This window comes from Tropicimonas sp. TH_r6 (assembly GCF_033101155.1).
Taxonomy (GTDB): Bacteria; Pseudomonadota; Alphaproteobacteria; order Rhodobacterales; family Rhodobacteraceae; genus Tropicimonas.
In genome coordinates this window covers 20,977-45,808 of sequence record NZ_JAWMPX010000033.1, presented here as the reverse complement: position 1 = coordinate 45,808, position 24,832 = coordinate 20,977, and the positions used below count along the sequence as shown (strand labels likewise).

Here is a 24,832-nt window from a genome sequence, read left to right as displayed (position 1 = left end):
CGCAGCCAGAGAGAAATGCCTCGCCGGGATTTCGGCGGCGGTTCTTGCGGGGACTTCGGCGAATCACCACGGCGGGATTTCTCAGCCGAAAATCGTCGCGGCCCGACACGGATCGCTCCGATTTTCCCGCTCCGAGGCGTATAGGCCGTTCCGATGGCCGGAGCGGGATCTCCGCGCGGCGGTGCATAATTGGCAAGGCGGCGCAGGATGACCTCGGCAAGTTCGTCAGACCAGCGCAGGGCACCGCCATCTCCCAAACCACCGCTCCAATGCGCCGGACGCGGGCGCTGCGCCGTTGGAGAAGCGCATCGAACCGCGTCATCCCGGTCAGTTTGCCACAACGGAGCGGCGCGCTCACCATTCGGTTACACATTTTCCCGATAGTGGATGGTATCGAGCGGACACGGGAGTTCCGAAAATGAAGTATCAGATCTGGTTCGGTCCGTCAGGGCGCGTTCACGGGCGCCTGAAAGACGTCATTCTGTACCTGCAGGAAGTCAAGGTGCAATACGCTTGATCCTTGTCTGGACGCCTTGTGGCTGACTCTCTTTGGAGTGGGGACCCGTGATGCCTCTGTCTCCATTGAATGGACGAGCGGTAAGGCAATCGATGAGAACACTGAACTGAACTCAACAAGGCCTTGGCGCATCGACGCTTTCGGGATGAAACGCGGCGATGGCGGCATCCTTGCCGAAAGACGTCCCGCCCAGGATAGACCAAAATGGACGGCCGGGCTCCGGTCGTCTCATTCTGTCCGAGGATGCATCTGGCGCGGATCGGACCGGCTTGCGCCGGCGGGTCAGGTGCCCTGGGGCCAGCTTTCAAAGGGTTGCTTTTCCAGTGTCATCTGGCCATCCGCATCCTGTTGGATGTTGATCCAAGCTTGCCAGTTCGCGTCGTCGGTCTCCGGGTAATCAACTCGGTAATGGCTGCACCGGCTTTCGGTTCGCATCAGCGAGGCGCGCAGTTTCATTTCGGCCGAGAGGATCATGTTTTGCGTCTCAAAGGCGAGGCGCAGCTCATGCATGTCCGCGGCGCGCAGCATCGGCGCGTGATGGTCGCGGAGCTCCTCGATATAGGCCAGCGCGGCGCGCATCAGGCTCTCTTTCTTGATGTAGAGCACGAAATTCGGGACCATCACCCCTTGCAGGGTCTGCGTCACCCAGGCCGGGCCATAGCCGGCCTCGCGTCCGAGGGGCGCGAGGATCTCGGCGCGGATGCCGTCGATATGCGCCTGCGGGATCTCGACCGGGTCCGTCCGGGTGGCGTAGCTGGCGGCTTCCTCCCCGGCAATGGCGCCCTGTACGGCGGAGCCGGCGAGCGAGGAGCCGATCTGGGTATAGATCCCGCCAGCCATATGCGAGCCGAGCGCGTCGCCTGCCGCGAGCAGGCCCGGGACATTGCTGTTGCAGCGTGCGTCCGCCGGGACCAGTCCTTCGGATTTGTGGATCGACAGGCCGGCCGAAGCGCCGCCCATCTGCGGGGCGTCCATCGCGAAACCGGGCGCGCCGCCAGAGCGCTTCGGGCCGCCGCCCTTCGGCGGGGGCGGTCCGTCCCGACCGGGACCGCCGCGTCCGGCGCGCTCGCCGTCGGGACCGGAGCCGCTCGGACCGCTCGGACCACCGGGGCGGCGTCGGAATTCTTCCGGTGTCACCGGGCCACCGCTGACGGACCGGTCGTCCCTGCTCCCCGGGGGACCGCCGGGCAGCGGGTTGCCGGTCTGGTAGGCGATGTAATTGGCGTCGACGCCGAGATCGTGATGGATCTCGATGCCGGTCGTGCCGGGGATGCGTTCGAACATGTCTCCCCAGTTGTCGAAACTGGCGGCGGGGTGGTTGGCGCGGGTGGAGTGGCCGTCATTCCACTCCTTGCCGGTGATCTTGGCGCCGATGCGATAGGCCATGATCGAGCCATCATGGGTCAGATCGCCGATCGGGAACCCGTTGGGCTTGAAGCCGCCCGCCCCGGTGCAGAGTACCACTGCGCGGGCGCGGATGAGCACGGTCTCCTCGCTGTCGAGGCGGAAGCCTGCGGCGCCCCCGATGCGTCCGTCTTCCTTGACAAGGTGGGTGATTATCACCCGTTCCATCAGGGGGATGTCGCGCGCCTCGATTGGCTTGAGGAAGGGTCGGTTGGCCAGAACCTGGTCGAAGAAGCCCCATTCCTTCAGCTCTTTGGCGCGGGCGAGGGAATGCTCGGCGAGCTGGCGGGTATAGATCGGGTTGTTGGTGCCGAGGGCGGAGCGAGAAACCTTGGCAACGAACTCGTCGATGCTCAGGCTCTCCTTTTCGACATCATAGGTGAAGAAGCCCTTGGCGAAGGGGGTCTGGCCGGAGGCGCCGAGCCGCCCCTTGGAGACGAGCATCACGCTTGCACCGGCATCATGCGCTTTCACGGCGGCGAAGAGCCCGGCCATGCCGCCGCCGATGACAAGCACGTCGGTCTTGTGATCCCTGCCGGCTACGTTGGCGGCAGTGACGCGCGGCCGGTTCTCGGCCCAGCCCGCGCCCATTCCCAAGGCGGCGAGCCCGGAAACGGCGCCGCCGAGGGCGAGGAACTGGCGGCGGTTGGGGCCATCGAAGCGATCGGTCCTGGTCATATGTGCAGTCCCTCGGCATGTGCGGCAGGGCGGGGCCGTTCGGGCATGTAGAGGCGGGCGAGCAGGGCAATGCCGGCGAGGGCCAGCAAGCCGAAGAAGCCGCCAAGCAGCCAGCCGGTATGGCGGCCGAGTTCGATCGCGTGCCAGAGAGAGAGGCCGGTGAAACCCGTGGCCAGGACCGCGTGGAAGCCGCGCCAGACCCGGTAGCGGATGTGGAACCGTTTGATCAGACGCATGCGCAGGTGGCTGGTCAGGGCAAGCACAAGCATCAGCCCCCAGGAGACGAGGCCGAGCAGCACGCCGAGATTGTCGAAATTGGTCAGCATGGTGATCAGCGCGTCGAGCGGTCGAACGCCGGGCTCGAAATAGCGCGGCAGCACGATCAGGAAGGGGTGCAGCAGCAGAACGGTGATCGCGCCATAGCCGATCCAGCGGTGTAACGCCTGCAGGTGCGGCACCTTGAATGCCTGCTGGACCGCCGGGATGGTGCGGGCAAGGAAGAACTGGCCAAGCAGCAGCGTGAAGGAGAGTACCGTCAGGATCGACAGGGCTTCTTTCAGCAGGGAGCGGCCCGGGACAGGAGCGAGCGCGTAGAGCGCCAGCGGCAGGGCCAGGAATAGCAGAACGGCGGCAAGGGCGAGGCAGGTGCGGGTCGGTTTCATCGTCAGCCCCAGGGTGTGATGACGGGGAGGGATTTTTCCGGTGACATTTCTATTGCGTCAACCGGGCAGTAGAGCCGGCAAAGATGGCAGATCTGGCAATCGTCCGGATAGGCGATGACGGCCTTTCCAGAGCCGGGATCCAACCGGATCACGTCACATGGGCAGGATTGCACGCATTCACCGCAACCGATGCACCCGTGGATGGACTTGATGGTCATGGCCTGCGCGCACCTCCGGCCGGCTGTGCCCGGACGGCCGCGCCGCCTTGGACAGAGGGCATGTCTCTTTCCTTCATATGTGTCGGCGAAGCGATGGCTGGATCGGAAGCAACCTCGACTTCGTGGAGGAGGATGACGGACGATTGTGCAGAGAGAAGGAAGAGCCGTGGTTTTCGTGCCGGTTCCGGGCTGGTGAATGGGAGCGACTGGGATTGCGAGAGGATTCCAGCGAGGTCGGATCGTTGGTCTTTGAACCGGAGCCCTTTGGGAGCCGGGGGTCCACGCTCGCTCCATGTTTCGTGGGGGCGCTGCGTGGGAGAAGAGCTGGTTTCGGGGGGGGGTGATCTCTGATTGGCACGGAGTCGAGGCCGACGGCGCCGTGCCAGCGCCAGACCGTCCAGGCGGGCTGGCGCTTTGCCTGCCGCGCGCAACGCTTTGATCTTTTTATGACTTGGCAGGATAAGGGCTGACCTCAACCGATACGGCGCCACCCGACGGGCAGCCGCCAGCGCGGCTTGGGTCGCATTCCCTTGCTATCGCAGCAAACGCCGCGAAGGGCCGCAGTCTTCCCTGCGGGGTTTACCGATCCGGCAGGATAGGACTACGCTCCGAGGCGGGAGGCGCGTGCCTGGTCTTCCTGTCACCGCATGAACCAATTCGCGCAACCAAAGAACCCAAATCTGTGACGAGGTCCCGATGAAATTCGCAATCCGGCTCCTGACGCTCATCGCCCTGCTCCTGTTGATCTGGTATCTGCTTGCAGACCGGGCCACCCCCTTCACGGGCAATGCCCGCGTCAAGATGGTGGTGACCCCCATCGTGCCGCAGGTGTCCGGACAGGTCATCGAGCTGTCAGCGCAGAACGGGCGGATCGTGACCGCAGGCGACTCGCTGGCGCGGATTGATCCGACGCCGTTCGAGATCGCACGGGATACAGCGCAAGCCGATCTTGCGACTGTCCTGCAGGAGCTTGGCGCCGGATCGGCGGGTGTCGAGGGGGCGCAGGCGAGCCTGGCCCGGGCGCAGGCCGATCTCAACAATGTCCAGCTCCAGACCGCGCGGGTCTTCGAGATGGAGCGCAAGGGGCTTGTCGCGACAGCGCGGGGGGATGATGCGCGCGCGGCGCTTGCGGCGGCCCAAAGCGCGCTGGAGGCAGCACAAGCCGATCTTGACCGTGCCCGCAACCAGCTTGGCCCCGAGGACGAAGAGAATCCGGCCGTGCGCAGGGCACTGGCGGCGCTGGCACAGGCAGAGCTGGAATTGTCCTGGACGGAGCTTGTCGCACCGGCCACGGGCGGCATCAGCAATCTCGACATCGCTCCGGGTGCCTATGCCACTGCCGGCCGGCCGCTGATGCGCTTTCTGGACTCGGAGAATGTCTGGATCGAGGCCTATATGACCGAGAACAATCTGGGCAAGATGCGGCCCGGTGCCCGCGCAGAGGTGGTGCTCGACATGCATCCGGGGCGGGTCCTGACCGGTGTGGTGGAGAGCTTCTACGGCGCCGTATCGATAGGCGGACCGGCCTCGGACGGGTTGTCCTCGCCGCCGCGCAGCTCTGGCTGGATGCGGGAGCCGCAGCGCTTCCCGGTGCGTATCCTGCTGCCGGGTTATGTGCATGGCGATGCGGAGGATGACGTGTTTTTCCAGCTCAACGGGCAAGCTGACATCGTCGTCTATACCGGCGAGAACACGGTGCTGAACATGCTCGGATCGTGGTATATCCGGGCTATGTCCTGGCTCTCCTATGCCTACTGACAGTGATATGCCGACCGGCAGGGACAGGGACAGGGACAGGGACGAGGAAGCGCTACGCGCGGCCCTGCTTTCCGAACCGGAGCTGGATACGCGCAAGGGCGTCCGGCTGGCGCTTGGGGTTGGCTTCTGTTTCCTGCTCGGCATGGCGCTGCAATGGCCCTTCGCTTTCCTCGCCGCCATTTTCGCCGGACTCTTTCTGCAAGGCGATCAGGCCCCCCGCCTGAAAGCGAGCGTGACGTTGATCGCCATGGGGCTCGTCTCGCTGATGGCCGGGCTCCTGCTGTTCAGCGCGCTCGAGCCCTATCCGGCGGTTTTCCTTGTCGCGCAGCTTGTCCTGTTGGTCTGGGCGTTCTCGCTGTCAGTCTCTGGCAAACCCGTTCTGATGGTCCTCCTGGCCCTGATGGGCGTGCTGCTCATGCCCTACCTTGTCGGACTGTCGCATACGGTTGCCTTGCAATTGGCGGTCTGGATGCCGCTGAACATGGCGCTGGCCTTTCTGGTCTGCGCGGGCGCCTTCGCCCTGCTGCCCACCGAGAGCGGGTCTGTTCTGCCGGGCGCGGCCGCTCCGGCAGCCGCCTTCGATCCAGAGCGCCGCCTTGTGCGCATGACCCTTGTGGCCGCGCCATTCACGCTGGCCTTTCAGCTCTCTTCAAGTGGCGCGGTCCTGACACTGCTTTTCGTCGCCATCCTCGCCCAGCAACTCGCCGCCAGTACCCGGGCGGGGCCGGCGGTCGCGCGCGGCATGTTGCTGGCCAACCTCACTGGCGGGGCGACGGCTGTGCTGGCCTATGAGTTGGTCGTGATCAACACGCATTTCGGTTTCATGGCCGTGGTCACGCTGGTGATCTGCCTGATCATGGCGCAATGGTTTGTCTCTGGCCGGCCCGATGCGGCGCTGGCGGGCTCGGCGCTGACCACCTTCATCATCCTCTTCGGCGGTTCGATGGCGCCCTTTGGAGGGGACGTGGAGGTGAAGATGCTCGACCGGTTGGTGCAGGTGGCCGCAGCATTGATCTGGGTGCTCGGGGCGTTCCTTGCGCTGGATGCCTTCCTGCCGGAACGCGAGCCGGTGTCGCGCGGGCCGAACTGGAGGAGCCGGCGTGAGCAGGGCGCGCCGACGACCTAGATCCCGTCCGGCAATCGCCGCCGCGCCTATCGCGCCATGCAGGAATCGAGCGCGGAGAGAAAGCGGTCGAGATCCTCTGCGTCGTTCCACAGATGCGGCGCAAGGCGAAGCTTGCCATTCCGGGTGCTCAGATAGACGCCCTCAGCCTCGAGACGCGCGCCGAGGTCGTCCGGCGCTCTCTCGGGCGGCAAGGTTCCGAAGAAGTGCGGGCTTCTCAGATGGTTCGGCGGCAGCTCGAAACCGCGCTCGGCCAGCGCGTCCGCCAGCCAGTTGGTCTTTCTGCGAAGTGTCTCCGCGATGCGGTCTGGGCCGAGTTGGCCAAGCAGCGAGAGCGAGGCCAGCAGCATTGGCATGAGCTGGAAATTCACCTTCTCGCCAACATCGAAACGCCGTGCGCCCGCATCATAGGGCGGGGTTGCGCCGGCCATGGCCGCGAGCCGGTCGCTCCGGTCCATGTGGCTCTCTTCCAGTGGCGTGCCGTCCCAGTTGCGCGGCGCAACATAGAGGCCGCCGAGGCTGTAGGGGCCCAGAAGCCACTTGTAGCTGGGCGCAACGGCGTAATCCGGGTCGATTGCCTGGGCATCGAACGGGATAGCGCCGAGGCTTTGCGTCAGGTCGAGCACCAGAGCCGCGCCAACCTCCCGGGCCCGCGCCGAGACTGCTACGAGGTCGATCGGCGTCCCATCCGTCCAGTGGACCGCGCCGCAGGCAACCACCGCCGTCGCGCGGTCGATCGCCTCCAGCATCGGGCCGGTGATGTCGCCGGCCCCTGTCCGGCGCGCTGTTTTCAGGGTGGCGCCGCTTTCCGCGCATCTGCGCTCCCAGATCAGGCGGTTTGACGGGAATTGCTCCTCGACGATCACGACATTCCGGTTGGGGCCGAGCGGGATGTTCCTCGCCGCCGTCGCGATGCCGTAGGAGCAGGCGGGGAGAATGGCGATGCTGTCGGAGGTCGCGTTGAGCAGCGCGGCGAAGGCCGCGCGCGTTTGTTCAAGCTCCGGCAGGAAACTCGCCGGGACGGCCTCCCATGGGCGCGCCTTGCGCATCACGCTGGCTTGGCCGGCCGCGACCACGCTCGCATGCATGGGCGACATCTGGGCGCAATTCATCCAGACGATCTCTCGGGGCAGGTCGAACTCCGAGCGCATGTCGGGGAGCAGCATCGGGTCTTGCTGCAGGGGCGTGTCTGTCATGGTGATACCGGGGGACAAGGGAAGGTCGCCGCGACGCTAGCAAGGGCGTGTCGTGTCGCAAATCGGAGCGATCGCCGCATGTTCCTTCTCGGGCACCAAAGGCTGCGCGCAGGAAGACGGCGGCGGGAACCTCAGCGGCGGACAGGGCCGTCACTGCGTCTGGGCGATCCTCTCGGCGGCAAATTCAGCCACGCCCTCGTCGAAACCGTCCGTGAAGCAGGCGACCGTCATCGGGTCGGGCAGATCCGGAAAGTGATAGACGGCATTGACGCAGAATGGTCCCGCGCCGGAATGGCCCACCGCCTGTCCCACCCCGTCCATCGCACCGGACATCAGACCGAGACCGTAGCCGCACCGCGTCCAGGGCCGACCGGGCAGGGCACCGCCGAGGGAGCGTCGGTCGAGCATGGCGCGCAGTATGTCCGCTGTCAGCAACTCCCCCGCAAACAGCGCGTGCAGCAGGCGGGCGGCGTCCGAAGCCGTGCCGACCAGGCAACCGTGATAGACCCATCGGGGATCATAGCCTGCAGCGGCGTCCCAATGCAGCGCCGAGGATTGTTCGAGACTGTCCCAGAACGCGACAGTCTCCAGGCCGACAGGTTTGCAGATCAGGTCGGATATCACCCGGCCGAGCGTCGTCGCCGTTGCCTCCTCGACCAGGTCCCGCACGAGGAGATACCCGATATTGGAATAGGACCAGCCGTCTCCCGGCTTGAAGAGCATCCGCTCAACCTGGGTCGCCTCGAGCAATTTCTCACGCGACCAGGGGGTATCCCTGCGCGCAACAGCGGCGTGATACGCTTTCAGCGGCCCGTAATCGGGCAGCCCGGCGCTATGCGCAAGGAGGTGGCGCAGGGTATAGGGACGCCCGTCCAGCCGCGCATCAAGAGACAGCTTCCCTGTCTCGACCAGCTTGAGGGCGCAGATGGCGATTGCCGTCTTGGTAAAGCTCCAATAGGGGAATGTCGCTCCCGGCATGCCGTCTTGCCCCTCGGCGCCGGACGCCTTGATCCAGTGCGTGTGAATGTCCTGCGCGGTCATTCTGGCAGGGTCATTGATCCGGGGAGCCATGTCAAATTGAGCGCGTCTGAGACGTTGGGCACGCCGGCTGCGATGGGCAAGGACACGGGGAGGAGGTCCTGCACGGACGTCGCGATCCCGCAGTTCCGTCGGACATAAAGAGAGGCTGCACGGCAGGACCGCGCAGCCTCGGATGTCAGTGCCGAAAGGCGTCGCCGGATCAGAGGCGTTGCATCAGCATCGGCGCGGTGAAGGCTTCGGCATACGGTTTGGCCACGGCCAGATAGGCATTGTAGCTCTCGAGACAGGCGGCGAAATCCGGGTTCGCGGCGGCTTGTTCTTCAAGCACCTCGGCCACGGCGCCCTTGAGGGCGGCCAGCACATCTTCGGGGAAGGTGTGATACTGCACGCCGGCATCCTTCAGCGACTGGAAGGCCTGGGCGTTGAAATACTCGAACTGGCTGATCGTCTCGGTTTCCGCGGCCTGGGCTGCGTTGATAATGATGGCCTGCAGATCCGGGGTCAGGCTTGCCCAGGCATCCTTGTTGACCACCACGTTCAGGCCCGCGCCGGGCTCGTGGAAGGCCGGGGCGTAGCAATGCGACGCGACCTTGTTGAGGCCGAAAGCCTGATCGAGCATCGGGCCGACCCATTCGGCGGCGTCGATGGCGCCGGACTGGAAGGCCGGGAAGATCTCGGTCGGCGGCAGCAGCACGGCATTGACGCCGAGCTTGCGCATGGCTTCGCCGCCAAGGCCGGCGATGCGCATGTTGAGGCCGGAGAGATCGTCCAGCGAGGTGATCTCGTTCTTGAACCAGCCCGCGGCCTGCACGGTGGAGTTGCCGGAATGGATCGGCTTGAGGTTCCGCTGGCCATAGATCCCGTCATAGAGCTCCTGACCGCCGCCATAGCGAAGCCAGGCCGACATTTCGGCGGCGCTCAGGCCGAAGGGGATGGTGGTGAAGAAGTGGTTCGCCGAGTTCTTGCCGGCGTTGTAATAGGGCGTGCCGTGGCCGATTTCGGCCGTGCCCTGCTGCACGGCGTCTTCGACCGCGAAGGGCGGGACCAGCTCGCCGCCGGAATAGAGCTTCAGCTTCAGCTTGCCCTCGGCCATGGCATTGACGCGCTCGACGAAGGTCGTGGCGTTGGTGCCGATCCCTGGCGCCTTGGAGGGGAAGGAAGTGGGGCATTTCCACTCGATGAGACCCTGCGCGATGGCGGGTGCGGCAAGGACCGCTGCGGGCGCGGCAAGCGCTCCGGTTTTCAGGAAGGTACGACGCTTCATCTTCACTCTCCGTTTTGGTTGAGCGGGGTCGGCCCGCACAGGTCGCGCGTTGTCAGCCAAACAACAGATTCGGCAGCCAGGTCGCAAGGGGAGGCCAGGCGAAAACCACCCCAAGTGTGACGACCTGTATCAGGACGAAGGGAATAATCGCCCGATAGATCGTCCCGGTGGAGATCTCGGCCGGTGCCGCGGAGCGATAATAGAACAGCGCAAAACCGAAGGGCGGAGTCAGGAAGGAGGTCTGCAGGTTCAGCGCGACCAGCACCGCGAACCAGACCGGATCGATATGCTGAAGCAGGATCGGGCCGACAAGCGGGATCACGATGAAGACGATCTCGACGAATTCGAGCACGAACCCCATCAGGAAAATCACCAGCAGGGTGAAGAGCAGCATGGTGCGCTCGTCGCCGGGCAGGCCGGTCAGCAGCTCATGCACCCAGTCATCGCCGCCAAAGCCGCGGAAAACGAGGGAGAGCATGGAGGCGGCGAGGATGATGCCGAAGATCATGCCCGAGACCTGCACGGCCTGCGACAGCGCGGCCCCGAAGACGCCGGAGCGGGTTAGCACCACGACCGCCAGCACAAGGCCGGCGAGCAGCAACACCGTCAGAGCCAGCGCAAGAAGGGAGCCGCCGCCGAAACTGAACTCGGCGGAGTTGAGATTGATCCGCCCAGTCCCGGAGATGCGCAGCGAGACGAGGGCGAAGCCGACTAGGGCCGTGCCGGTCATCGAATGGCGCAGCCAGGCCGGGCTGCGGCGCTCTTCGGGCTGATGCGGGAAGGAACCGGCGGGGTGGGAATGCTCGTCGGAGGCGGAAGTGACGCGCGCGGCGGTGATCAGCAAGGTGCCGGCAACGCCGATGGCCGCGGCCTCGGTGGGCGTGGCAACGCCGACGAGGATCGAGCCGAGCACGGCGAGGATCAGCATGATCGGCGGCACGACCTCGCGGAATACGTCCCAGGAGGAGATCGGCGTGGTGTCCGGCTGGATCTTCGCCGGGGTGCGTGCGAGGCGCAGCGTGACGAAGACGCCGTAAAGGGCAACGAGAACGAGGCCCGGGAGCAGCGCGCCGGCAAAGAGATCGCCCACGGTGACCGCGTCGGGCGCGAAATTGCCGGCGCGTTGCTGGGCGTCGAGATAGGCATTGGAGACCTGGTCGCCGAGCAGGATGAGCACGATCGAGGGCGGAATGATCTGTCCGAGCGTGCCGGAGGCGCAGATCAGCCCCGAGGCGGTACTGTCCGGAACGCCGACCCGGCGCATGGCGGGCAGGGAGATCATGCCGAGCATGACGATGGTGGCGCCAATGATGCCGGTGGACGCGGCGATCAGCGTGGAGATCAGCAGCACCGACAGCGCGAGCGCCATCGGCGAACCGCCAAGCAGGCGCGAGACCTGCATGAGTGTGCGCTCGGCGACGCGGGAGCGCTCCAGCAGCACCCCCATGAGCACGAAAAGCGGTACCGCGATCAGCAGCGAGTTCTGCATCACGCCGTAGGCGCGCTGCGGATAGGCTTGCAGGAAGGAAAGGTCGAACCCGCCGAAGAGGCTCGCGAAGAAGGCCACGGCAACCGGCACGCCAGACAGGATCAGCATGACCGGGATGCCCGAAAGGATGCCGGCCAGCAGGCTCAGGCCAAGAAAGATGAGCCAGCCATGTTCAATCATCGTTTTTCGCCCTTTCGCCGGCGATCACGAAGCTGGCAAGCCCTTGCAGGATCATCAGCGCGCAGGCCAGCGGCAGCATGGATTTCACCAGATAGAGCCCGGGCAGCCCGCCGGTCTCGACGGAGGCCTCGCGGATCGACCAGGAATAGGCGACGTCGGGCCAGACCCAGTAGATCGTCAGGCCGAAGACGGGGATCAGGAAGGCGAAGATGCCGAGCTGGTCGAAACGGGCCTGCTTGCGAATGCCCTGATGCGCGCGGAAGACATCGACACGAACATGCACATCGCGCACCTGCGCCACCGGAAGGCCGAGGACGACGAGCGTGGCGAAGCTATAGGCCACGGCGTCCTGCAACTCGATGAAACCGATGCCGAAAACGTAGCGCAGAATCACCACCGTGAGCTGGCCGATGAAAATCATTCCCAGCAGCAGCTGGCAGGCGCGGCGGGTGCCGGAATGCACATGGGATGCGGTTTTTATCAGAAGGTTCATGCCTTTTCCCTCGCTCGAGCGCCGCAATGCCGAAAAGCGGCAAGGGCTGCAAGGCTTGGCGCACATCCTTGGCGCCGCGCGACAATTTCGCCGCATTCCTTGGCGAAAACCTGGGTTTTGTACGCCGGTTCAGGCGAGCCGAACCGGAATGTGAGCGCTATAGCCTGCGTGCCACACTGGCGGCGTGCAGCCGAAATTGGCGAACCGAATCTCTTGTCGTCTGTCGGTAATGGAATATGACGGGGGGGCTCGCGTGGTCGACTTCTTGCCCGCAGCTCGCTACGAAGGCGGCGCGTCAGCGCATTTATCTCACCTTCGAGCGTGGAATTTTTCGAGACATTCGGCACAGGACCGTACATCGCCATGACTGACTTGACCCGTACGATTTCTTCCCGCCTTCGGGCTGCCATTCCGTGTCTGACCGCGTGTTCCGTTGCGGCACTTCTGGGAGGCACGCAAAGCGCCGATGCGGAGATCCAACTCTCCTTCTCTCTGGCCAATCACCACGCGTCGGCAACTGACGTCACTTACGATTTCGGCAAGGGCGAGGGGTCGAACACGGAAACTGTCGGCTGGGATGGCGAGAATCTCAAGATGCCGCCGAATTTCGGCCTGCGCGCGGTCTGGTGGCTTGAGGGCAAGCCGAACTGGGGGATCGGTATCGACAATGTCCATACCAAGATCGCCGCGAACCCGATGCCGAAGGATTTCAAGACGCTGGAGTTCACTGACGGGATCAACATGATCACGCTCACCGGCAATTATCGTCATCTCAACGAGACCCGCTGGACACCGTATGTCATGGCCGGGGTTGGCATCACCACGCCGCATGTCGAAGCGACGAGCGCGGACGGCTCCTCCGAGATGTTTCAGTATCAATACGGCGGTCCCGCCGTGCAGGCGACCTTCGGCATCGATTACGAGATCAACGACCGTTGGAGCGTCTTTGGCGAGGGCAAGTTGGCGCAATACTGGTTCGATGTCGATCTCGAAGGCGACGGGACGCTGCAGTCGGATGTTTTCGGCTATGTCTTCGCGGTCGGCGTGACCTATTCGCTCAAGGACGGTTTCCGCTTCGGTTTGTAGGAATGTCATGAAACATGTTTGGGGCAAGGCCGCAGGCGGGCTTGCCGGCGCCCTCGCGCTGGCCGTCCTTGCGGGCTGTGTCGGGGACCCGGGTCAGGACGGCCTTTCCCAACCTCCGGTCGAGGTGTCGCGCGCCAATGGCGAGGCCATGTTCTGGGCCGGAAGTTGCGCCTCCTGTCACGGCAGCGAGGGCAGGCTCGACAGCAAAGCGCCGCGTCTCGGCGGCGGCCACGCCATGCCCACCGGCTACGGCGTCTTCCGCGCCCCCAATATCTCCCCGGATCCGCAGCACGGCATGGGAAACTGGACGCTGGCCGAGTTCGATCGTGCCATGCGGCAGGGCGTGGCCCCGGACGGTCATTCCTACTACCCGGCTTTTCCTTATCCCTCCTATGCGCGGATGAAGCCGCAGGATATCGCGGATCTCTATGCCTATATCATGACGCTTCCCCCGGTCTCGGACGACGCGGAGGGAAATGATCTCGGCCTTGTCACGGGTCAGCCCATGGCCGCGCGTGGCTGGCGTGCGCTGCACCCGGCCTCCGGCCCGGCGGTCACGCTCGACAACCCGTCGCCGCAAGTGGCGCGCGGGCAGTACCTTGTCGAAGGGCCGGGCCATTGCGGCAGCTGCCACACGCCGCGCGGCCCCCTCGGGGGCGAGCGGGCGGGGCGTTGGCTCGCCGGGGCCGAGATGCTGGACGGGAGTGGCTATGCGCCAAACCTGACGCCGCACGAGGATGGATTGGAAGGCTACAGCGCCGAGGAAATCATCGAGACGCTCCACCCGACCGGCTCTGGCCTCTATTCCGGCATGGAAGCGGCCCGGATCAACCTCTCGCACTTGCCGCAAAGCGACATCGAAGCGATTGCCGCCTACCTGATGGCCCTGCCGCCGCGCCGTTCCGCGGAGTGAGTTTACCGACGGGGTCCGCACGTCTCCGCGCGGCGTTCCTGATGTCCGAACCTGCTTTGACGGCACCGAAAATCCGAGAAGCCTGACCCGGAAACCGCCTGTTGAAACCTGCGGATGTGTCGCCGATTGAAGCCGTCGTGATTAGCGACTAGGTTGCCAGGGACTGTCGAGGGGTCAGAAAGTGGAGGGGAGCCTTGGACGAATATGTGATGCGCGCCGGTTTGCAGGTCGAAGAGAGCCTGGCCGAGTTCGTGGAAACGGACGCTTTGCCCGGCACCGGGCTTGCGCCGGACGCCTTCTGGGCGGGGCTTGCAGGCATGGTCGCGGAGTTCGGGCCACGCAACCGGGAGCTTCTTGGCCTGCGGGCGAAGATCCACCAGAAAATTGATGCCTGGCACGTGAAGAACCGCGAAGAAGCCTATGACATGGCTGACTATATCGCCTTCTTGAAGGAGGTCGGCTACCTTGTGGATGAACCCGCTCCCTTCGCTCTGGAGACGGAAAATGTCGACCCCGAGCTGGCGGTGATCGCTGGACCGCAGCTGGTCGTTCCGATCACCAATGCGCGCTATGCGCTCAACGCGGCCAATGCCCGCTGGGGCAGCCTCTATGACGCGCTCTACGGGACAGACGCGCTGGGCGACCTGCCCGAGGGCGCGGGATATGATGCCGAGCGCGGCGCCCGGGTCATCGCCTGGGCAAAGGCGCATCTGGACAAGGCCGTGCCGCTGGCCGCTGGCCGCTGGTCGGATGTGAGCGGCTTCACCTTCGACGGCGAGATCCTCGGGCTGCGGCTGGGAGAGGGCTTCACCGCGCTTGCCGAGCCGGATCGGTTCGCCGGCACGCGGCTGACTGCAGATGGCAGCCTGCGTGAGCTGCTTTTCGAGGTGCATGGGCTGCATGTCCGTGTGGTGATCGACCCGTCGAGTGCGGTCGGCGCGTCGGACCCTGCCGGCATCTCGGACGTGATCCTCGAAGCGGCCGTCTCCACCATCATGGACATGGAAGACAGCGTTGCCTGTGTCGACGGGCCGGACAAGGCGCTGGCCTATCGCAACTGGCTCGGGCTTATGAAAGGGGACCTCACGGAGGAGGTTTCCAAGGGCGGGAGCGCCTTCACCCGCGCGTTGGCGCCCGATATCGACTACACCGCGCCGGATGGCAGTGCGGCCCGGCTCAAGGGACGCGCGCTGATGTTGGTGCGCAATGTCGGCCATCTGATGACGACTCCGGCTGTGCTGGAAGCGGATGGCGCAGAGATCGGCGAGGGCCTGCTGGACGCGCTGGTCTCGGCGATGATCGCAATGCATGACCTTGCGCGCGAGGGCGGGCCGGCCAATGCCCCGGCGGGGTCGGTCTATGTCGTGAAGCCGAAGATGCACGGGCCCGACGAGGTCGCGTTCGCCGATGATATCTTCACCCGCGTCGAGGAGATCCTCGGCCTGCCGCAATACACGGTGAAGATCGGCATCATGGACGAGGAGCGGCGGACCTCGGCGAACCTGGCCGCCTGTATCGCGGCGGCGAAGCGACGGGTCTGTTTCATCAACACGGGCTTCCTCGACCGGACCGGCGACGAGATTTCCACCGGCAACGAGGCCGGGCCGATGATGCCCAAGGGCGACATGAAACATGCCGGCTGGCTCTCGGCCTACGAGGATCGCAATGTCGATATCGGCCTGGCTTGCGGGCTGAAGGGCCGGGCGCAGATCGGCAAGGGCATGTGGGCCATGCCGGACCGGATGGCCGACATGCTGGCGCAGAAGATCGGCCACCCGCTGGCCGGCGCGAACTGCGCCTGGGTGCCGAGCCCGACGGCGGCTGTACTGCATGCGACGCATTACCATGTCGTCGATGTCGCCAAACATCAGGACGACATCGCCGCCGAGGGCGCGGAGGGTCTGCGCGCCTCGCTGGAAGAGTTGCTGACGGTGCCGGTGCTGGCACGGGAGCTGACGGAGGCGGAGATCGAGGCGCAGTTGGAGAATTGCTGCCAGGGGATCCTCGGCTACGTGGTTCGCTGGGTCAATCATGGGGTCGGCTGCTCCAAGGTGCCGGATATCAACGATGTCGGGCTGATGGAGGACCGGGCGACCTGCCGGATTTCCAGCCAGGCGCTGGTCAACTGGATCCATCACGGCGTGGCCGACAGCGCACGGGTGATGAACGTGATGCGGGCGATGGCCGAGAAGGTGGATGCGCAGAATGCCGATGATCCGGACTATCGTCCGATGGCGCCGGAATATGGAGGCCACGCGTTCCAGGCGGCCTGCGATCTCGTCTTCAACGATGGCAACTGGCCTTCGGGCTATACCGAGCCGACGCTGCATTACCGTCGCCGACAGGTGAAGGCCAAGGAATCGCGCAAGGCGGCCGGGGCGACCACAGAGACGGTTCAGTAGGCGCGGGCACGCGTCGGTGCGTGATCGACATTTCAGGACGGGCGGCGTGTGGAGCGCCGCCCGTTTTTTTGCGCGAACGCCCGGGCTGCAGGGGCTGCGGCGGGGGCGCAGCGGGGGTGTCAGCCGTCGATCCAGTCCGTCGCCAAGGTTCCAGCGCAATTTGGACGCGCAATTGCGCGCGCAAGCTCCACGGCGGCCTCGGGGTCATATAGCGCGGGGCTGATGGGGAAGTCCCATCTCGGGCCGTCCGCCCCCTTCCTGCCGTTTCGCGACCGATGGGGAGGCTTTCGGCGTTCAAGTTTGCACAGGTTGATGGACCGGCGGGTCACCATCCTCGGCCGGGCCGCCGTGGCTGTTGGGAAAAAACCACGAAGCGCCCGTTGCGCAGGCGCGGGCAGTGCCGTGGATATCGGCGAGACTGGCGATTTTCATGCCGGCTGAGCTCCACCATTCGCGCCGTGCGGTCCGCTCCGGGCTGCTTCGGGCCGCGCTCTACAGTCGGTCCTGCGCCTTTGCGCGCGTGGTGGTTCGTCCGGTTCCAATATATGGCTCAGTGCAACGTTTTGGAATCAGGCGCTGCGGATTGCTGCGCGGGACAAAGGAGACGCCAAATGGCCGGAATCGATCTGGAGAAAGCACGGGAAATCACACGGGCCGTGCTCGCGAAAGGGGCCGAGATGGGTCTGAAGCCGCTGAGCGTGGCGGTACTGGACACGGGCGGACATCTGATCATGCTCGAGCGTTCGGACGGAGCAAATGCCGCCGGCCCGGAGATTGCGCGCAGCAAGGGGCGCGCTGCCGTAATGATGCATATGGGCGGCAAACAGTTGAAGGCGCTGTCGCAGGACACCTCCTGGTTCATGCCGTCGATGCGGGAGGCCTGTCATGGACAGGTGTTCCCCGCACCGGGCGCTGTGCTGGTACGCGACAGCGACGGCACGGTCGTGGGCGGGCTCGGGGTCTCGGGCGATGCCGGGGCGAACGATGCCGCCTGTGCGGTGGCGGCCCTCGCCAGCGTGGGACTTGTCGGCGAGGATTGATGCCATCCGCTGCGCGGCTGTTCCGCCGTGCTTGGGGATGAGTGTCGGGGGCCTGTGCTTCGCGACATGGACAGATTTCGGCGCGTCGATCGGAGATCGGTGCGCCGATATCATTTGGGGCGGGGGACTGAGGTGAGATCGTGCATCTGTGGCGCGAATACTCTTTTCTGCAACGTGGAGCTTTTTCCCGCGCTCGTATCCCGGTAACCATGGGGGGTGGAAACCTGCGAGGCAACATGGCGCGACCCGTTATCGGCATTATCGGCAATCACTACCTGATCAATGACGAATACCCCACCCATGCCGGCGGCACGATGAATTCGGAGGCCGTTGCGGAGGTTTGCGGGGCGGTGCCGATGGTGATCCCGGCCGATCCGCGCTTTGTCTCGGTGGAGGATCTGTTGGAGATCTGCGACGGCTTCCTGCTGACGGGCGGGCGACCCAATGTACATCCGGAGGAATATGGCGAGGCGGTCACCGATGCGCATGGCGAGTTCGACCGTGCACGCGACGCGATCGTGTTGCCCCTGGTCCGGGCCTGTGTCGAGCGCGGGCAGCCGTTCTTCGGAGTTTGTCGCGGCTTTCAGGAGGTGAATGTCGCCATGGGTGGCACGCTTTTCCCGGAGATCCGTGACCTGCCGGGGCGGTTGAACCACCGGATGCCGCCGGACGGGACGCTGGACGAGAAATTCGCGCTGCGCCATATCGTGACCTTTGCCAAAAACGGGCGGTTTCACCAACTCTATGGCACGCGTGAGGTGATGACCAACACACTGCACGGGCAGGGTATCAAGACGCCGGGTAAGCGAATCGTCATCGATGGTCATGCGCCGGACGGCACACCCGAGGCGATCTATGTCGAGGGCGCACCGGGCTTCACCCTGTCGGTTCAGTGGCATCCGGAATATCGCGCTGCGCGGGACCCGGTCTCGCGTCCCCTCTTCGAGGCATTCGGCGCGGCCGTGCGGAAATGGGCGGCCGGACAGCGCAACGTCCGTCTGCGGAGTGCATAGACAAGGCATTCAGGCGCGGGTCGGGGCCGGTCCGGTTTCGTCGCTGGCAATCGTTCAATGCGTTGAGTGCACAGAGCGCTGGAGCGTAGTCTCAACGTTTCTGTGCAGACCGGTCGCGGGGGCGTCCCTCCCGTCGGGGCATCATCAAAGATGCTTCCCCTCCCGTCGGGCGTGGCGCGCCTGCGGCGCGCGGCCGGAGCACGGATCGGCGGTGTTGGAATGAACACCCCAAACGGACCTGTGCGCCTGGTCTCGCCATGGAGTGTCTGAAGATTAGGATCAATAAGAACCCCTGAACATGGCCTCCACGCGCGCGCAGCGCGCGCCACTCCCCAAACGGGTGAGACGCCGCAGGCGTCGATCCTGGAGGGGGAGTCCCTCTGTCAGCGGGTGCTTCGTTCCGATGCGGTGCGTGTCAATGCCATCTTCCAGCGCTTGAGCTCCACGCCGTGACGGAGCGCGGTTTCGCCTTCAATGACCGTCCAGCCGCGTTTTTCCAGAAATGAGCGGGCGAGGTGGCTGGCGAAAGTGGTCAGGGTCCCGATCCCTCGCGCTTCTGCCTGCGCCAGCATCTGCAGGTAGAGCGCCTCTGCCAGGCCGTTCTTCCGGGCTTCCGTGCGGACGAAGAAGAAGTCGAGATGGCCGTCGGCGGTGATGGTCAGGAAACCTTCCGCGCGCGGCCCATCCCAGGCGATCCATGTGGTCCCTGCGTCAAGGCGCGGCGGCAGCCAGTCCTCGACCTCTTCGGTCGGCGCCCAGGCACGGGCCTGGTCGGCCGTGTAGTGACCCGCAGTTCCGTTGCGGATCGCATCGACATAGACCGCCATGCAGGCCGCAGCATCCTTGGCGCCGCCCGTTCGGATCTCCCAACTCACGTAATGATCGCCTTGACCTTGTACTCAGGTCGGTCCCAGAGATCCCCCGCCATGATCTCGGTCAGGATCTCGACCGCGCCGTCGACCTCCCTCTCGCCGATATAGAGCGGGGTGAAGCCGAAGCGCATGATGTCGGGGGCGCGGAAATCGCCGATCACGCCGTGCGCAATGAGCGCTTGCATGGCTGCGTAGCCCTCCTCGAAATGGAAACTGACCTGGCTGCCGCGCGCGTGCGGATCGCGTGGGGAGGCGAGGCGGAGTTGCGGGCAGCGGGCCTCGACCCCGGCGATAAACCGTTCCGTCAGCTCGATAGAGCGGGCGCGCAGATCATTGAAGTCGACCCGGTCCCAGACATCCAGAGCCGCCTCCAGCGCAGCGAGTTGCAGAACGGGCGGGGTGCCGACGCGCATGCGCGTGACGGCGTTGGCCGGGTGGTACTCTTGTTCGAAGGCGAAGGGGGCGGCGTGCCCTTGCCAGCCCTGAAGCGCGGTCTGGCTGTGGCCCGCATGCTCCGGCGCGACATAGATGAAGGCCGGAGCGCCGGGGCCGGCATTGATGTATTTATAGGTGCACCCGGCGGCAAAATCGGCGCCGCAATCCGAAAGATCGACCGGCACGGCGCCAAAGGAATGCGCGAGATCCCAGAGGGTTAGCGCGCCATGTTTATGCGCTTTGGCGGTCAGCGTTTTCATGTCATGCCGCCGACCCGTGCGGTAGTCGACTTCGGTCAACATCAGCACCGCCACCTCGTCGGTGATATGGTCCGCGACCTCTTCGGGCGCGACCGTGACCAGGCGCGTGCCATTGCCGAGCGTCTTGGCCAACCCCTGCGCCATGTAGAGATCGGAGGGGAAATTGCCATTGTCCGACAGGATCACCCGCCGCTCCGGGCGCAAGGCAATCGCCGCGGCCAACGCCTGATAGATCTTGATCGAGAGCGTGTCTCCGACCATGACATGGCCCGCCTCGGCGCCGATCATCGCCGCAATCCGGTCACCGAGACGTTCCGGCGCCAGATGCCAGCCCGCCTTGACCCAGCCGCCGATCAGCATGTCCCGCCATTCCGGCTCGATGGCGCGCGCGACGCGCGCGGGCGTCGCAATGGGCAGGGGGCCGAGCGAATTACCGTCGAGATAGATCACGCCCTCGGGCAAGTGGAACTGGTCGCGCGTCCAGTCGAAATCGGTGCTGTACTTGGCCATGGAGACTCCGTTTCTCGTGCCGAACTCTTGGCAGAAAGCGGCGGGCGAGGCCAGAGCGGGTTGCCTTTTGCAGGTTGCCCAAAAAACATCCGGCGCGATGGATTTCGCGCCTCCAACGACTCCGATTGAAGGCGGTGCGCTGACAAAAGAGACAGCCGCCCGGAAATGCGGGCGGCTGTCAGTCTTGTGGGGATTGGGTCTCAGATGGCCTTGAGCTCAATGGCTGAAGACCGCCCATCGCGGCCTTCGCGCAGCTCGAATTCGACCTTCATATTGTCGGCCAAACCGGTCATCCCGGCGCGCTCGACTGCTGAAATATGAACAAAAACGTCATTTCCGCCCGCATCGGGAGCGATAAACCCATATCCTTTGGTGGTGTTGAACCATTTCACGGTGCCGGTTGGCATATCCCGCGTCTCCTTCGTCTGGTCTCCGTTCCGCCCGCAGAATTGCGGCGGCGTGGTAACGCCGCCGGACTGTCTCGCGAGGCTGGGCCCATGAGTCGTGGATAGCAACGTCACAGGGATAATGGTGACTCAGTTTCGGAACAAAACAACCCCCGATAGAATTTACCCATGTTTGGGACGGTCAATCCCAAGCAGACGGTCGACCGAAAGCGGTCCGGCCCCGCGCAAAACAAGCGTGATCAGAACGAAGACCCAGAAGGCCCGCTGATCCATGATCAGACTGTCGGAGGCGCGATCGAACCAGGCGCCGATCGTGGCGGCATCGGCATGGTGGCCGTGGATGTCGGTCAGGGATTGCACGACGACGAAGCCAATCATGCCGAGGGCTGCAAGCCGCGTCAGCAGGCCGATGACGATGAGGAAGGGCAGGATGAATTCGGCCCAGGTGCCGGCGAGGATCACTAGCTTTTCGAAGATCGAGAATTGCGAGCTGTCATAGAGCACCGCCTCGGCCTTGATGGGGAAGATCTGGGCATAGGCGCCTGTCGAGGGCGAGAAGAGGCCGAAGATGCCATCCCCGAGCTTGGTCATCGCGGATCCCCAGAAATACATCAGCAACACGGCGGCGAAGGCGAAGCGGGCGAGCGTCGGAAGGGCCCAGCCGGAGAGCGCGCCGTCGATCCGGGAGAAGATGGCGTTGTGAATGGAGATCGCGCCAGTGGCGAGGGTGCGTGCGGAGCGGTCGGGAGCGGCGGTGGCATCGGTCATGGGGGTCACTCTTCGTGCAGGGCGGTGATGGCGCCGCCGGAGACAAGGGCAGCGAGGGCAGGGGTGAGGTCGAAACCGGGCTCAAGAGCCGTCGCGTCTTCGAGGGCAGTGCCGAAGGTCTTTCCCTCGGCGAGGCCGGCGGTGAAGACGTGACCGGCCGGGGAGAGGGCAGTCAGAGCAGGGTCGAATTCCGGTCGGGTGATGAGCGCGGTCTCGGGGCGCATCTCGGGCTTGGGACCGTCCTCGGCATTGAACCGCCAGATGGCGACGATGGGCCAGTCGGAGCGGATCAGGCGCAGCGCGGGCGCGAGAGCAAAACGGGTTTGCATCAGCCGCTCGGGCGGCAACGCCTGCAACCGCGCAGGGTCGATCGGGTCGGCATCGGCTGCGTGGTAGCTCTGGCGCAGGGCCAGTTCCAGCCGGGCGATATCCGACAGGTAGCCGAGGCTGCGCACCGGCTCGAAGGATTCGAGGAAATCCGGCAGCGCGTCGCCATAGGTGGCGATGAGCGGCGAGGCGGGCGGGTGGGCGCGGACGAACTGCCCGGCCAGGATCGAGAAATTGTTCTCGCCCAGTAGCTTGCGGATCACCGGGAAGGCCTCGCCAAGGGCATTGGTGAGGCTTACGACAACATTGTTGCGATAGACATCGAAACGCTTGCCAGCGGGGCGCCCGTCCGGGTCGATGAGGCCGGGCGGAACATCCCGGCCAGGGTCGAGGATTGCCTCTCGGAACTGGGTCTGGTCGACACTCATGTCAGCACCGGGGCAAGAATGCGCGCGGCGCGCTCGGCTTCGGCGGCGAGGATCGGCCAGTCAGGCACATCCGTATCCCATTCGATCAACGACGGGCGGGCACCGCCGGCGACGATTGTCTCGGCATAGAGCGTCCAGACCGGGTCAACGACCTCGGCACCATGGCTGTCAATCAACAACGGCGCGCCGTGCTCATCTTCCTGCTCGTCATGGCCGCCCAGATGGATCTCGCCGACGAGATCCAGCGGGAAGTCGGCGATATAGCCGCGCGGGTCGAGTTTCTGATTGGTGCAGGAGACGAAGACATTGTTGATGTCGAGAAGGAGGCCGCAGCCGGTGCGGCGGGCGATCTCGCGCAGGAACTCGGTCTCGGCCATCTCGCTCTCGGCAAAGGCGAGATAGGTGGAGGGGTTTTCCAGCAGCATCGGGCGACCGAGCGCTTCCTGCACCTGATCGATATGGTCGGCAACCCGGGTCAATGTTTCGGCGGTGTAGGGCAGGGGGAGGAGGTCGTTGAGGAAGGCGGTCTCGTGGCTCGACCAGGCGAGATGTTCGGAGAAGCTCGCCGGGTTCAGCCAGTCGACGAGATGGCGCAGGCGAGCAAGGTGGTCGGCGTCGGGCGGGCTTTCGCCGCCGATGGAGAGGCCGACGCCATGGACCGAGATCGGGAAGCGTTCGGCGAGATGGCGCAGTTGTGCCAACGGACGACCACCCTGGCCCATGTAGTTCTCGGCATGGATTTCAAGCCAGCGGACAGGGCCGGAATCTTCCATGATCGCGGTGAAATGCTGGGGCTTGTAGCCGACGCCAGGGGCCAGCGGCAGGGTTTGGTGGGAGGTGGCGTCGAGCATCTGTGTCTCCTTGGAACTCGTGATGCGCCCGGCAGAGGTCCTGCCGGGCGCTATTCGCAACAGCGAACCGATTACGCGGGCAGGTCGCGGTCGAGCGCTTCGAGGGAGCCCATGCGGCCGTCGGGCAGTTCCATGGTCTCGCAGGTGCCGGCATCGACGAGCGTCCAGGCGTTGCCCTGGTAGTCGACCTTGGAGGTGCCGGCGCAGGTGGTGCCGGGGCCGGCGGCGCAGTCATTCTTGCCAGCCATCGAAACACCGAAACACTTTTCCTTGTCGGCGGCATGGGCGGTGGTGGCGACAGAGCCGGAAACGGCGGCGGCAGCGGCGACGGCGAGGGCGAGGGTTTTCACGTTGATGGACATTTTGATGTTCCTGTCTGCAGTTGGTTGAAATGGGGTCTGTGGAAGGAGACGCCCGGTGAGATCTCCGCCGGGCGCCATTTGAGGAGCGCCTTACGCGGGCAGGTCGCGGTCGAGAGCTTCGAGCGAACCCATGCGGCCGTCGGGCAGTTCCATCTTCTCGCAGGTGCCGGCATCGACAAGGGTCCAGGCATTGCCCTGGTAGTCGACAGTGGAGGTACCGGCGCAGGTGGTGCCGGGGCCGGCGGCACAGTCATTCTTGCCGGCCATCGAAACGCCGAAGCACTTTTCCTTGTCGGCGGCATGGGCGGTGGTGGCGACGGCGCCGGAAACGGCGGCTGCAACGGCGCCGACGAGGGCGAGAGTTTTGACGTGATTGGACATTGCGATCCCTTTACCTGTTCTCATGTTCATTCGACCGCCGCACTGTGCGGGGCGTGTTGAGAATTTAGGCAGGGCACGCGATCAACTGCTATTCACAGGGCTGTCATGACACGCGTCCGTCAGCGGATGAAACATACGATCCTGTGGAGCCCGGCGGCTCAGCTTGTCCGCAGGCGGATCTTCACATCGTTCAGTTGCGGAACGGCCGGACGCGCTTGTGCGAGGGTGTGGTCTTGGAAAATCCTTTCTATTTCAGGGTGTTGGTTAGTCGCGGGCGCGGGAGGCATGGACCGCGTGAGGCGCAGGCTCTCCATCCAGATCCCGTTCGCCGGCATCCGTTCGGGGTGCTGGAGAAGACGTCGGCAAGAGGTGAAAAGGGCGCCGGCTGGCTCGAATGTTTCATTTTTTCCATCACAAAGCGCTTGGGCGGGGGCAAGAACCACGGGGGCACCGGAATATTGTTTCGCTTGCCCGTCCTCCAAGGCGACCCGCTGGCGTGCGGAGACCAACAGGTTGTGCGGAGGCAGGCCGGGACCGAGAGCGCCGGCGCGAATCCGGACCGGGGCGAGATTCGGCGCACATGCAAGGTTCTCGGCAAGAACGCTTGCTCCCCGCCTGCCATGGCCGCCGAAGAAGGAATCGGTGCGGAGGCGGCAAATGCGGGTACAGCGTCCTGTCAGCTAAAACCCGATGCTGATGCCGATAACCGGGACTCAGTGCACCGACATCTCCGCCTCACCGTCCATTGGCACCG

24 protein-coding genes are annotated in these 24,832 nt (G+C 64.8%); 7 read left to right on the top strand and 17 right to left on the bottom strand.

Annotation, left to right across the window (positions count from 1 at the left end; translation table 11 throughout):
* Nucleotides 1-799: 799 nt before the first annotated feature.
* Genes R3X27_RS22095 through R3X27_RS22085 form a run of 3 tightly spaced genes read right to left on the bottom strand, consistent with a single transcriptional unit; the run spans nucleotide 800 to nucleotide 3,479 of the window.
* Nucleotides 800-2,599 (bottom strand): FAD-binding protein, encoded by a 1,800-nt coding sequence (locus tag R3X27_RS22095; RefSeq protein WP_317711073.1) that lies wholly within the window; start codon nucleotides 2,597-2,599, stop codon nucleotides 800-802.
* Nucleotides 2,596-3,261, bottom strand: coding sequence for a ferric reductase-like transmembrane domain-containing protein (locus R3X27_RS22090; RefSeq protein WP_317711072.1), 666 nt, complete (start codon nucleotides 3,259-3,261; stop codon nucleotides 2,596-2,598). Before R3X27_RS22090 ends, R3X27_RS22095 begins: the two co-directional genes overlap by 4 nt.
* Nucleotides 3,262-3,263: 2 nt before the next feature.
* Nucleotides 3,264-3,479, bottom strand: coding sequence for a ferredoxin family protein (locus tag R3X27_RS22085; protein WP_317711071.1), 216 nt, complete (start codon nucleotides 3,477-3,479; stop codon nucleotides 3,264-3,266).
* Between the two features lie 696 nt (nucleotides 3,480-4,175).
* On the opposite strand from R3X27_RS22085, the gene R3X27_RS22080 reads away from it, so the two are divergent.
* Both R3X27_RS22080 and R3X27_RS22075 read left to right on the top strand, forming a co-directional pair.
* Nucleotides 4,176-5,237, top strand: a complete 1,062-nt coding sequence (locus R3X27_RS22080) for an HlyD family secretion protein (protein WP_317711070.1) — start codon at nucleotides 4,176-4,178, stop codon at nucleotides 5,235-5,237.
* A 7-nt stretch (nucleotides 5,238-5,244) separates the two neighbouring features.
* The gene (locus R3X27_RS22075; protein WP_317711069.1) at nucleotides 5,245-6,363 is read left to right on the top strand and encodes a DUF2955 domain-containing protein; all 1,119 of its coding nucleotides are present in this window, start codon (nucleotides 5,245-5,247) and stop codon (nucleotides 6,361-6,363) included.
* Nucleotides 6,364-6,389: 26 nt separating this feature from the next.
* On the opposite strand, the gene R3X27_RS22070 is transcribed toward R3X27_RS22075, so the two are convergent.
* The 5 genes from R3X27_RS22070 to R3X27_RS22050 all read right to left on the bottom strand — a co-directional run bounded on the left by R3X27_RS22070 (nucleotide 6,390) and on the right by R3X27_RS22050 (nucleotide 12,023).
* Nucleotides 6,390-7,556, bottom strand: a complete 1,167-nt coding sequence (locus R3X27_RS22070; protein WP_317711068.1) for an aminotransferase class V-fold PLP-dependent enzyme — start codon at nucleotides 7,554-7,556, stop codon at nucleotides 6,390-6,392.
* A 150-nt stretch (nucleotides 7,557-7,706) separates the two neighbouring features.
* Nucleotides 7,707-8,597: a serine hydrolase domain-containing protein gene (locus tag R3X27_RS22065; protein ID WP_317711067.1), complete on the bottom strand. Its 891-nt coding sequence runs from the start codon at nucleotides 8,595-8,597 to the stop codon at nucleotides 7,707-7,709.
* Nucleotides 8,598-8,796: 199 nt separating this feature from the next.
* Nucleotides 8,797-9,861, bottom strand: coding sequence for a TRAP transporter substrate-binding protein (locus R3X27_RS22060; RefSeq protein WP_317711066.1), 1,065 nt, complete (start codon nucleotides 9,859-9,861; stop codon nucleotides 8,797-8,799).
* Nucleotides 9,862-9,913: 52 nt separating this feature from the next.
* Nucleotides 9,914-11,530: a TRAP transporter large permease subunit gene (locus tag R3X27_RS22055; RefSeq protein WP_317711065.1), complete on the bottom strand. Its 1,617-nt coding sequence runs from the start codon at nucleotides 11,528-11,530 to the stop codon at nucleotides 9,914-9,916.
* Complete coding sequence (locus R3X27_RS22050; protein WP_317711064.1) at nucleotides 11,523-12,023, bottom strand: TRAP transporter small permease subunit; 501 nt, start codon at nucleotides 12,021-12,023, stop codon at nucleotides 11,523-11,525. The genes R3X27_RS22055 and R3X27_RS22050 overlap by 8 nt, the downstream gene beginning before the upstream one ends.
* Nucleotides 12,024-12,386: 363 nt before the next feature.
* Here R3X27_RS22050 and R3X27_RS22045 point away from each other — a divergent pair, with 363 nt between their 5' ends.
* The 5 genes from R3X27_RS22045 to R3X27_RS22025 all read left to right on the top strand — a co-directional run bounded on the left by R3X27_RS22045 (nucleotide 12,387) and on the right by R3X27_RS22025 (nucleotide 18,477).
* Complete coding sequence (locus R3X27_RS22045; RefSeq protein ID WP_317711063.1) at nucleotides 12,387-13,109, top strand: hypothetical protein; 723 nt, start codon at nucleotides 12,387-12,389, stop codon at nucleotides 13,107-13,109.
* A gap of 7 nt (nucleotides 13,110-13,116) precedes the next feature.
* Nucleotides 13,117-14,022, top strand: a complete 906-nt coding sequence (locus R3X27_RS22040) for a cytochrome c (protein WP_317711062.1) — start codon at nucleotides 13,117-13,119, stop codon at nucleotides 14,020-14,022.
* Between the two features lie 194 nt (nucleotides 14,023-14,216).
* Nucleotides 14,217-16,424 carry a malate synthase G gene (locus R3X27_RS22035; protein ID WP_317711061.1) on the top strand — a complete coding sequence of 736 codons (2,208 nt, stop codon included), beginning with the start codon at nucleotides 14,217-14,219 and terminating at the stop codon, nucleotides 16,422-16,424.
* Nucleotides 16,425-17,035: 611 nt separating this feature from the next.
* On the top strand, nucleotides 17,036-17,464 hold the full coding sequence (locus R3X27_RS22030) for a heme-binding protein (protein WP_317711060.1): 429 nt from the start codon (nucleotides 17,036-17,038) through the stop codon (nucleotides 17,462-17,464).
* A 236-nt stretch (nucleotides 17,465-17,700) separates the two neighbouring features.
* On the top strand, nucleotides 17,701-18,477 hold the full coding sequence (locus R3X27_RS22025; protein WP_317711059.1) for a gamma-glutamyl-gamma-aminobutyrate hydrolase family protein: 777 nt from the start codon (nucleotides 17,701-17,703) through the stop codon (nucleotides 18,475-18,477).
* A 383-nt stretch (nucleotides 18,478-18,860) separates the two neighbouring features.
* Here the strand turns inward: R3X27_RS22025 and R3X27_RS22020 are convergent, their stop codons facing one another.
* From R3X27_RS22020 to R3X27_RS25700, 9 genes are all read right to left on the bottom strand, one after another.
* Nucleotides 18,861-19,352, bottom strand: coding sequence for a GNAT family N-acetyltransferase (locus R3X27_RS22020; RefSeq protein ID WP_317711058.1), 492 nt, complete (start codon nucleotides 19,350-19,352; stop codon nucleotides 18,861-18,863).
* Complete coding sequence (gene kynU / locus R3X27_RS22015; protein ID WP_317711057.1) at nucleotides 19,349-20,554, bottom strand: kynureninase; 1,206 nt, start codon at nucleotides 20,552-20,554, stop codon at nucleotides 19,349-19,351. The genes R3X27_RS22020 and kynU overlap by 4 nt, the downstream gene beginning before the upstream one ends.
* A 200-nt stretch (nucleotides 20,555-20,754) precedes the next feature.
* The gene (locus tag R3X27_RS22010) at nucleotides 20,755-20,961 is read right to left on the bottom strand and encodes a cold-shock protein (RefSeq protein WP_317711056.1); all 207 of its coding nucleotides are present in this window, start codon (nucleotides 20,959-20,961) and stop codon (nucleotides 20,755-20,757) included.
* A 162-nt stretch (nucleotides 20,962-21,123) separates the two neighbouring features.
* Entirely contained in the window at nucleotides 21,124-21,729 is a 606-nt protein-coding gene (locus R3X27_RS22005; protein WP_317711055.1) for a DoxX family protein, read from the bottom strand.
* Between the two features lie 5 nt (nucleotides 21,730-21,734).
* Nucleotides 21,735-22,484, bottom strand: coding sequence for a DNA-binding domain-containing protein (locus R3X27_RS22000; protein ID WP_317711054.1), 750 nt, complete (start codon nucleotides 22,482-22,484; stop codon nucleotides 21,735-21,737).
* Nucleotides 22,481-23,335: a DUF692 domain-containing protein gene (locus R3X27_RS21995; protein WP_317711053.1), complete on the bottom strand. Its 855-nt coding sequence runs from the start codon at nucleotides 23,333-23,335 to the stop codon at nucleotides 22,481-22,483. Before R3X27_RS21995 ends, R3X27_RS22000 begins: the two co-directional genes overlap by 4 nt.
* 71 nt (nucleotides 23,336-23,406) lie before the next feature.
* Nucleotides 23,407-23,697: a DUF2282 domain-containing protein gene (locus tag R3X27_RS21990; RefSeq protein ID WP_317711052.1), complete on the bottom strand. Its 291-nt coding sequence runs from the start codon at nucleotides 23,695-23,697 to the stop codon at nucleotides 23,407-23,409.
* A 90-nt stretch (nucleotides 23,698-23,787) separates the two neighbouring features.
* The gene (locus R3X27_RS21985; protein ID WP_317711051.1) at nucleotides 23,788-24,078 is read right to left on the bottom strand and encodes a DUF2282 domain-containing protein; all 291 of its coding nucleotides are present in this window, start codon (nucleotides 24,076-24,078) and stop codon (nucleotides 23,788-23,790) included.
* A 158-nt stretch (nucleotides 24,079-24,236) separates the two neighbouring features.
* Nucleotides 24,237-24,737: a Hint domain-containing protein gene (locus tag R3X27_RS25700; RefSeq protein WP_411572527.1), complete on the bottom strand. Its 501-nt coding sequence runs from the start codon at nucleotides 24,735-24,737 to the stop codon at nucleotides 24,237-24,239.
* Nucleotides 24,738-24,832: the final 95 nt, after the last annotated feature.

What these genes read in the sequence shown, in the direction of transcription:
- R3X27_RS22085 (WP_317711071.1), bottom strand. Translation starts at nt 3,479, where the DNA reads ATGACCATCAAGTCCATCCACGGGTGCATCGGTTGCGGTGAATGCGTG.
- R3X27_RS22010 (WP_317711056.1), bottom strand. Translation starts at nt 20,961, where the DNA reads ATGCCAACCGGCACCGTGAAATGGTTCAACACCACCAAAGGATATGGG.
- R3X27_RS22060 (WP_317711066.1), bottom strand. Translation starts at nt 9,861, where the DNA reads ATGAAGCGTCGTACCTTCCTGAAAACCGGAGCGCTTGCCGCGCCCGCA.
- kynU (WP_317711057.1), bottom strand. Translation starts at nt 20,554, where the DNA reads ATGGCCAAGTACAGCACCGATTTCGACTGGACGCGCGACCAGTTCCAC.
- R3X27_RS22055 (WP_317711065.1), bottom strand. Translation starts at nt 11,530, where the DNA reads ATGATTGAACATGGCTGGCTCATCTTTCTTGGCCTGAGCCTGCTGGCC.
- R3X27_RS22095 (WP_317711073.1), bottom strand. Translation starts at nt 2,599, where the DNA reads ATGACCAGGACCGATCGCTTCGATGGCCCCAACCGCCGCCAGTTCCTC.
- R3X27_RS22045 (WP_317711063.1), top strand. Translation starts at nt 12,387, where the DNA reads ATGACTGACTTGACCCGTACGATTTCTTCCCGCCTTCGGGCTGCCATT.
- R3X27_RS21990 (WP_317711052.1), bottom strand. Translation starts at nt 23,697, where the DNA reads ATGTCCATCAACGTGAAAACCCTCGCCCTCGCCGTCGCCGCTGCCGCC.
- R3X27_RS22090 (WP_317711072.1), bottom strand. Translation starts at nt 3,261, where the DNA reads ATGAAACCGACCCGCACCTGCCTCGCCCTTGCCGCCGTTCTGCTATTC.
- R3X27_RS22025 (WP_317711059.1), top strand. Translation starts at nt 17,701, where the DNA reads ATGGCGCGACCCGTTATCGGCATTATCGGCAATCACTACCTGATCAAT.
- R3X27_RS22075 (WP_317711069.1), top strand. Translation starts at nt 5,245, where the DNA reads ATGCCGACCGGCAGGGACAGGGACAGGGACAGGGACGAGGAAGCGCTA.
- R3X27_RS22005 (WP_317711055.1), bottom strand. Translation starts at nt 21,729, where the DNA reads ATGACCGATGCCACCGCCGCTCCCGACCGCTCCGCACGCACCCTCGCC.
- R3X27_RS22050 (WP_317711064.1), bottom strand. Translation starts at nt 12,023, where the DNA reads ATGAACCTTCTGATAAAAACCGCATCCCATGTGCATTCCGGCACCCGC.
- R3X27_RS22030 (WP_317711060.1), top strand. Translation starts at nt 17,036, where the DNA reads ATGGCCGGAATCGATCTGGAGAAAGCACGGGAAATCACACGGGCCGTG.
- R3X27_RS21985 (WP_317711051.1), bottom strand. Translation starts at nt 24,078, where the DNA reads ATGTCCAATCACGTCAAAACTCTCGCCCTCGTCGGCGCCGTTGCAGCC.
- R3X27_RS22040 (WP_317711062.1), top strand. Translation starts at nt 13,117, where the DNA reads ATGAAACATGTTTGGGGCAAGGCCGCAGGCGGGCTTGCCGGCGCCCTC.
- R3X27_RS21995 (WP_317711053.1), bottom strand. Translation starts at nt 23,335, where the DNA reads ATGCTCGACGCCACCTCCCACCAAACCCTGCCGCTGGCCCCTGGCGTC.
- R3X27_RS22000 (WP_317711054.1), bottom strand. Translation starts at nt 22,484, where the DNA reads ATGAGTGTCGACCAGACCCAGTTCCGAGAGGCAATCCTCGACCCTGGC.
- R3X27_RS22070 (WP_317711068.1), bottom strand. Translation starts at nt 7,556, where the DNA reads ATGACAGACACGCCCCTGCAGCAAGACCCGATGCTGCTCCCCGACATG.
- R3X27_RS22080 (WP_317711070.1), top strand. Translation starts at nt 4,176, where the DNA reads ATGAAATTCGCAATCCGGCTCCTGACGCTCATCGCCCTGCTCCTGTTG.
- R3X27_RS22065 (WP_317711067.1), bottom strand. Translation starts at nt 8,597, where the DNA reads ATGACCGCGCAGGACATTCACACGCACTGGATCAAGGCGTCCGGCGCC.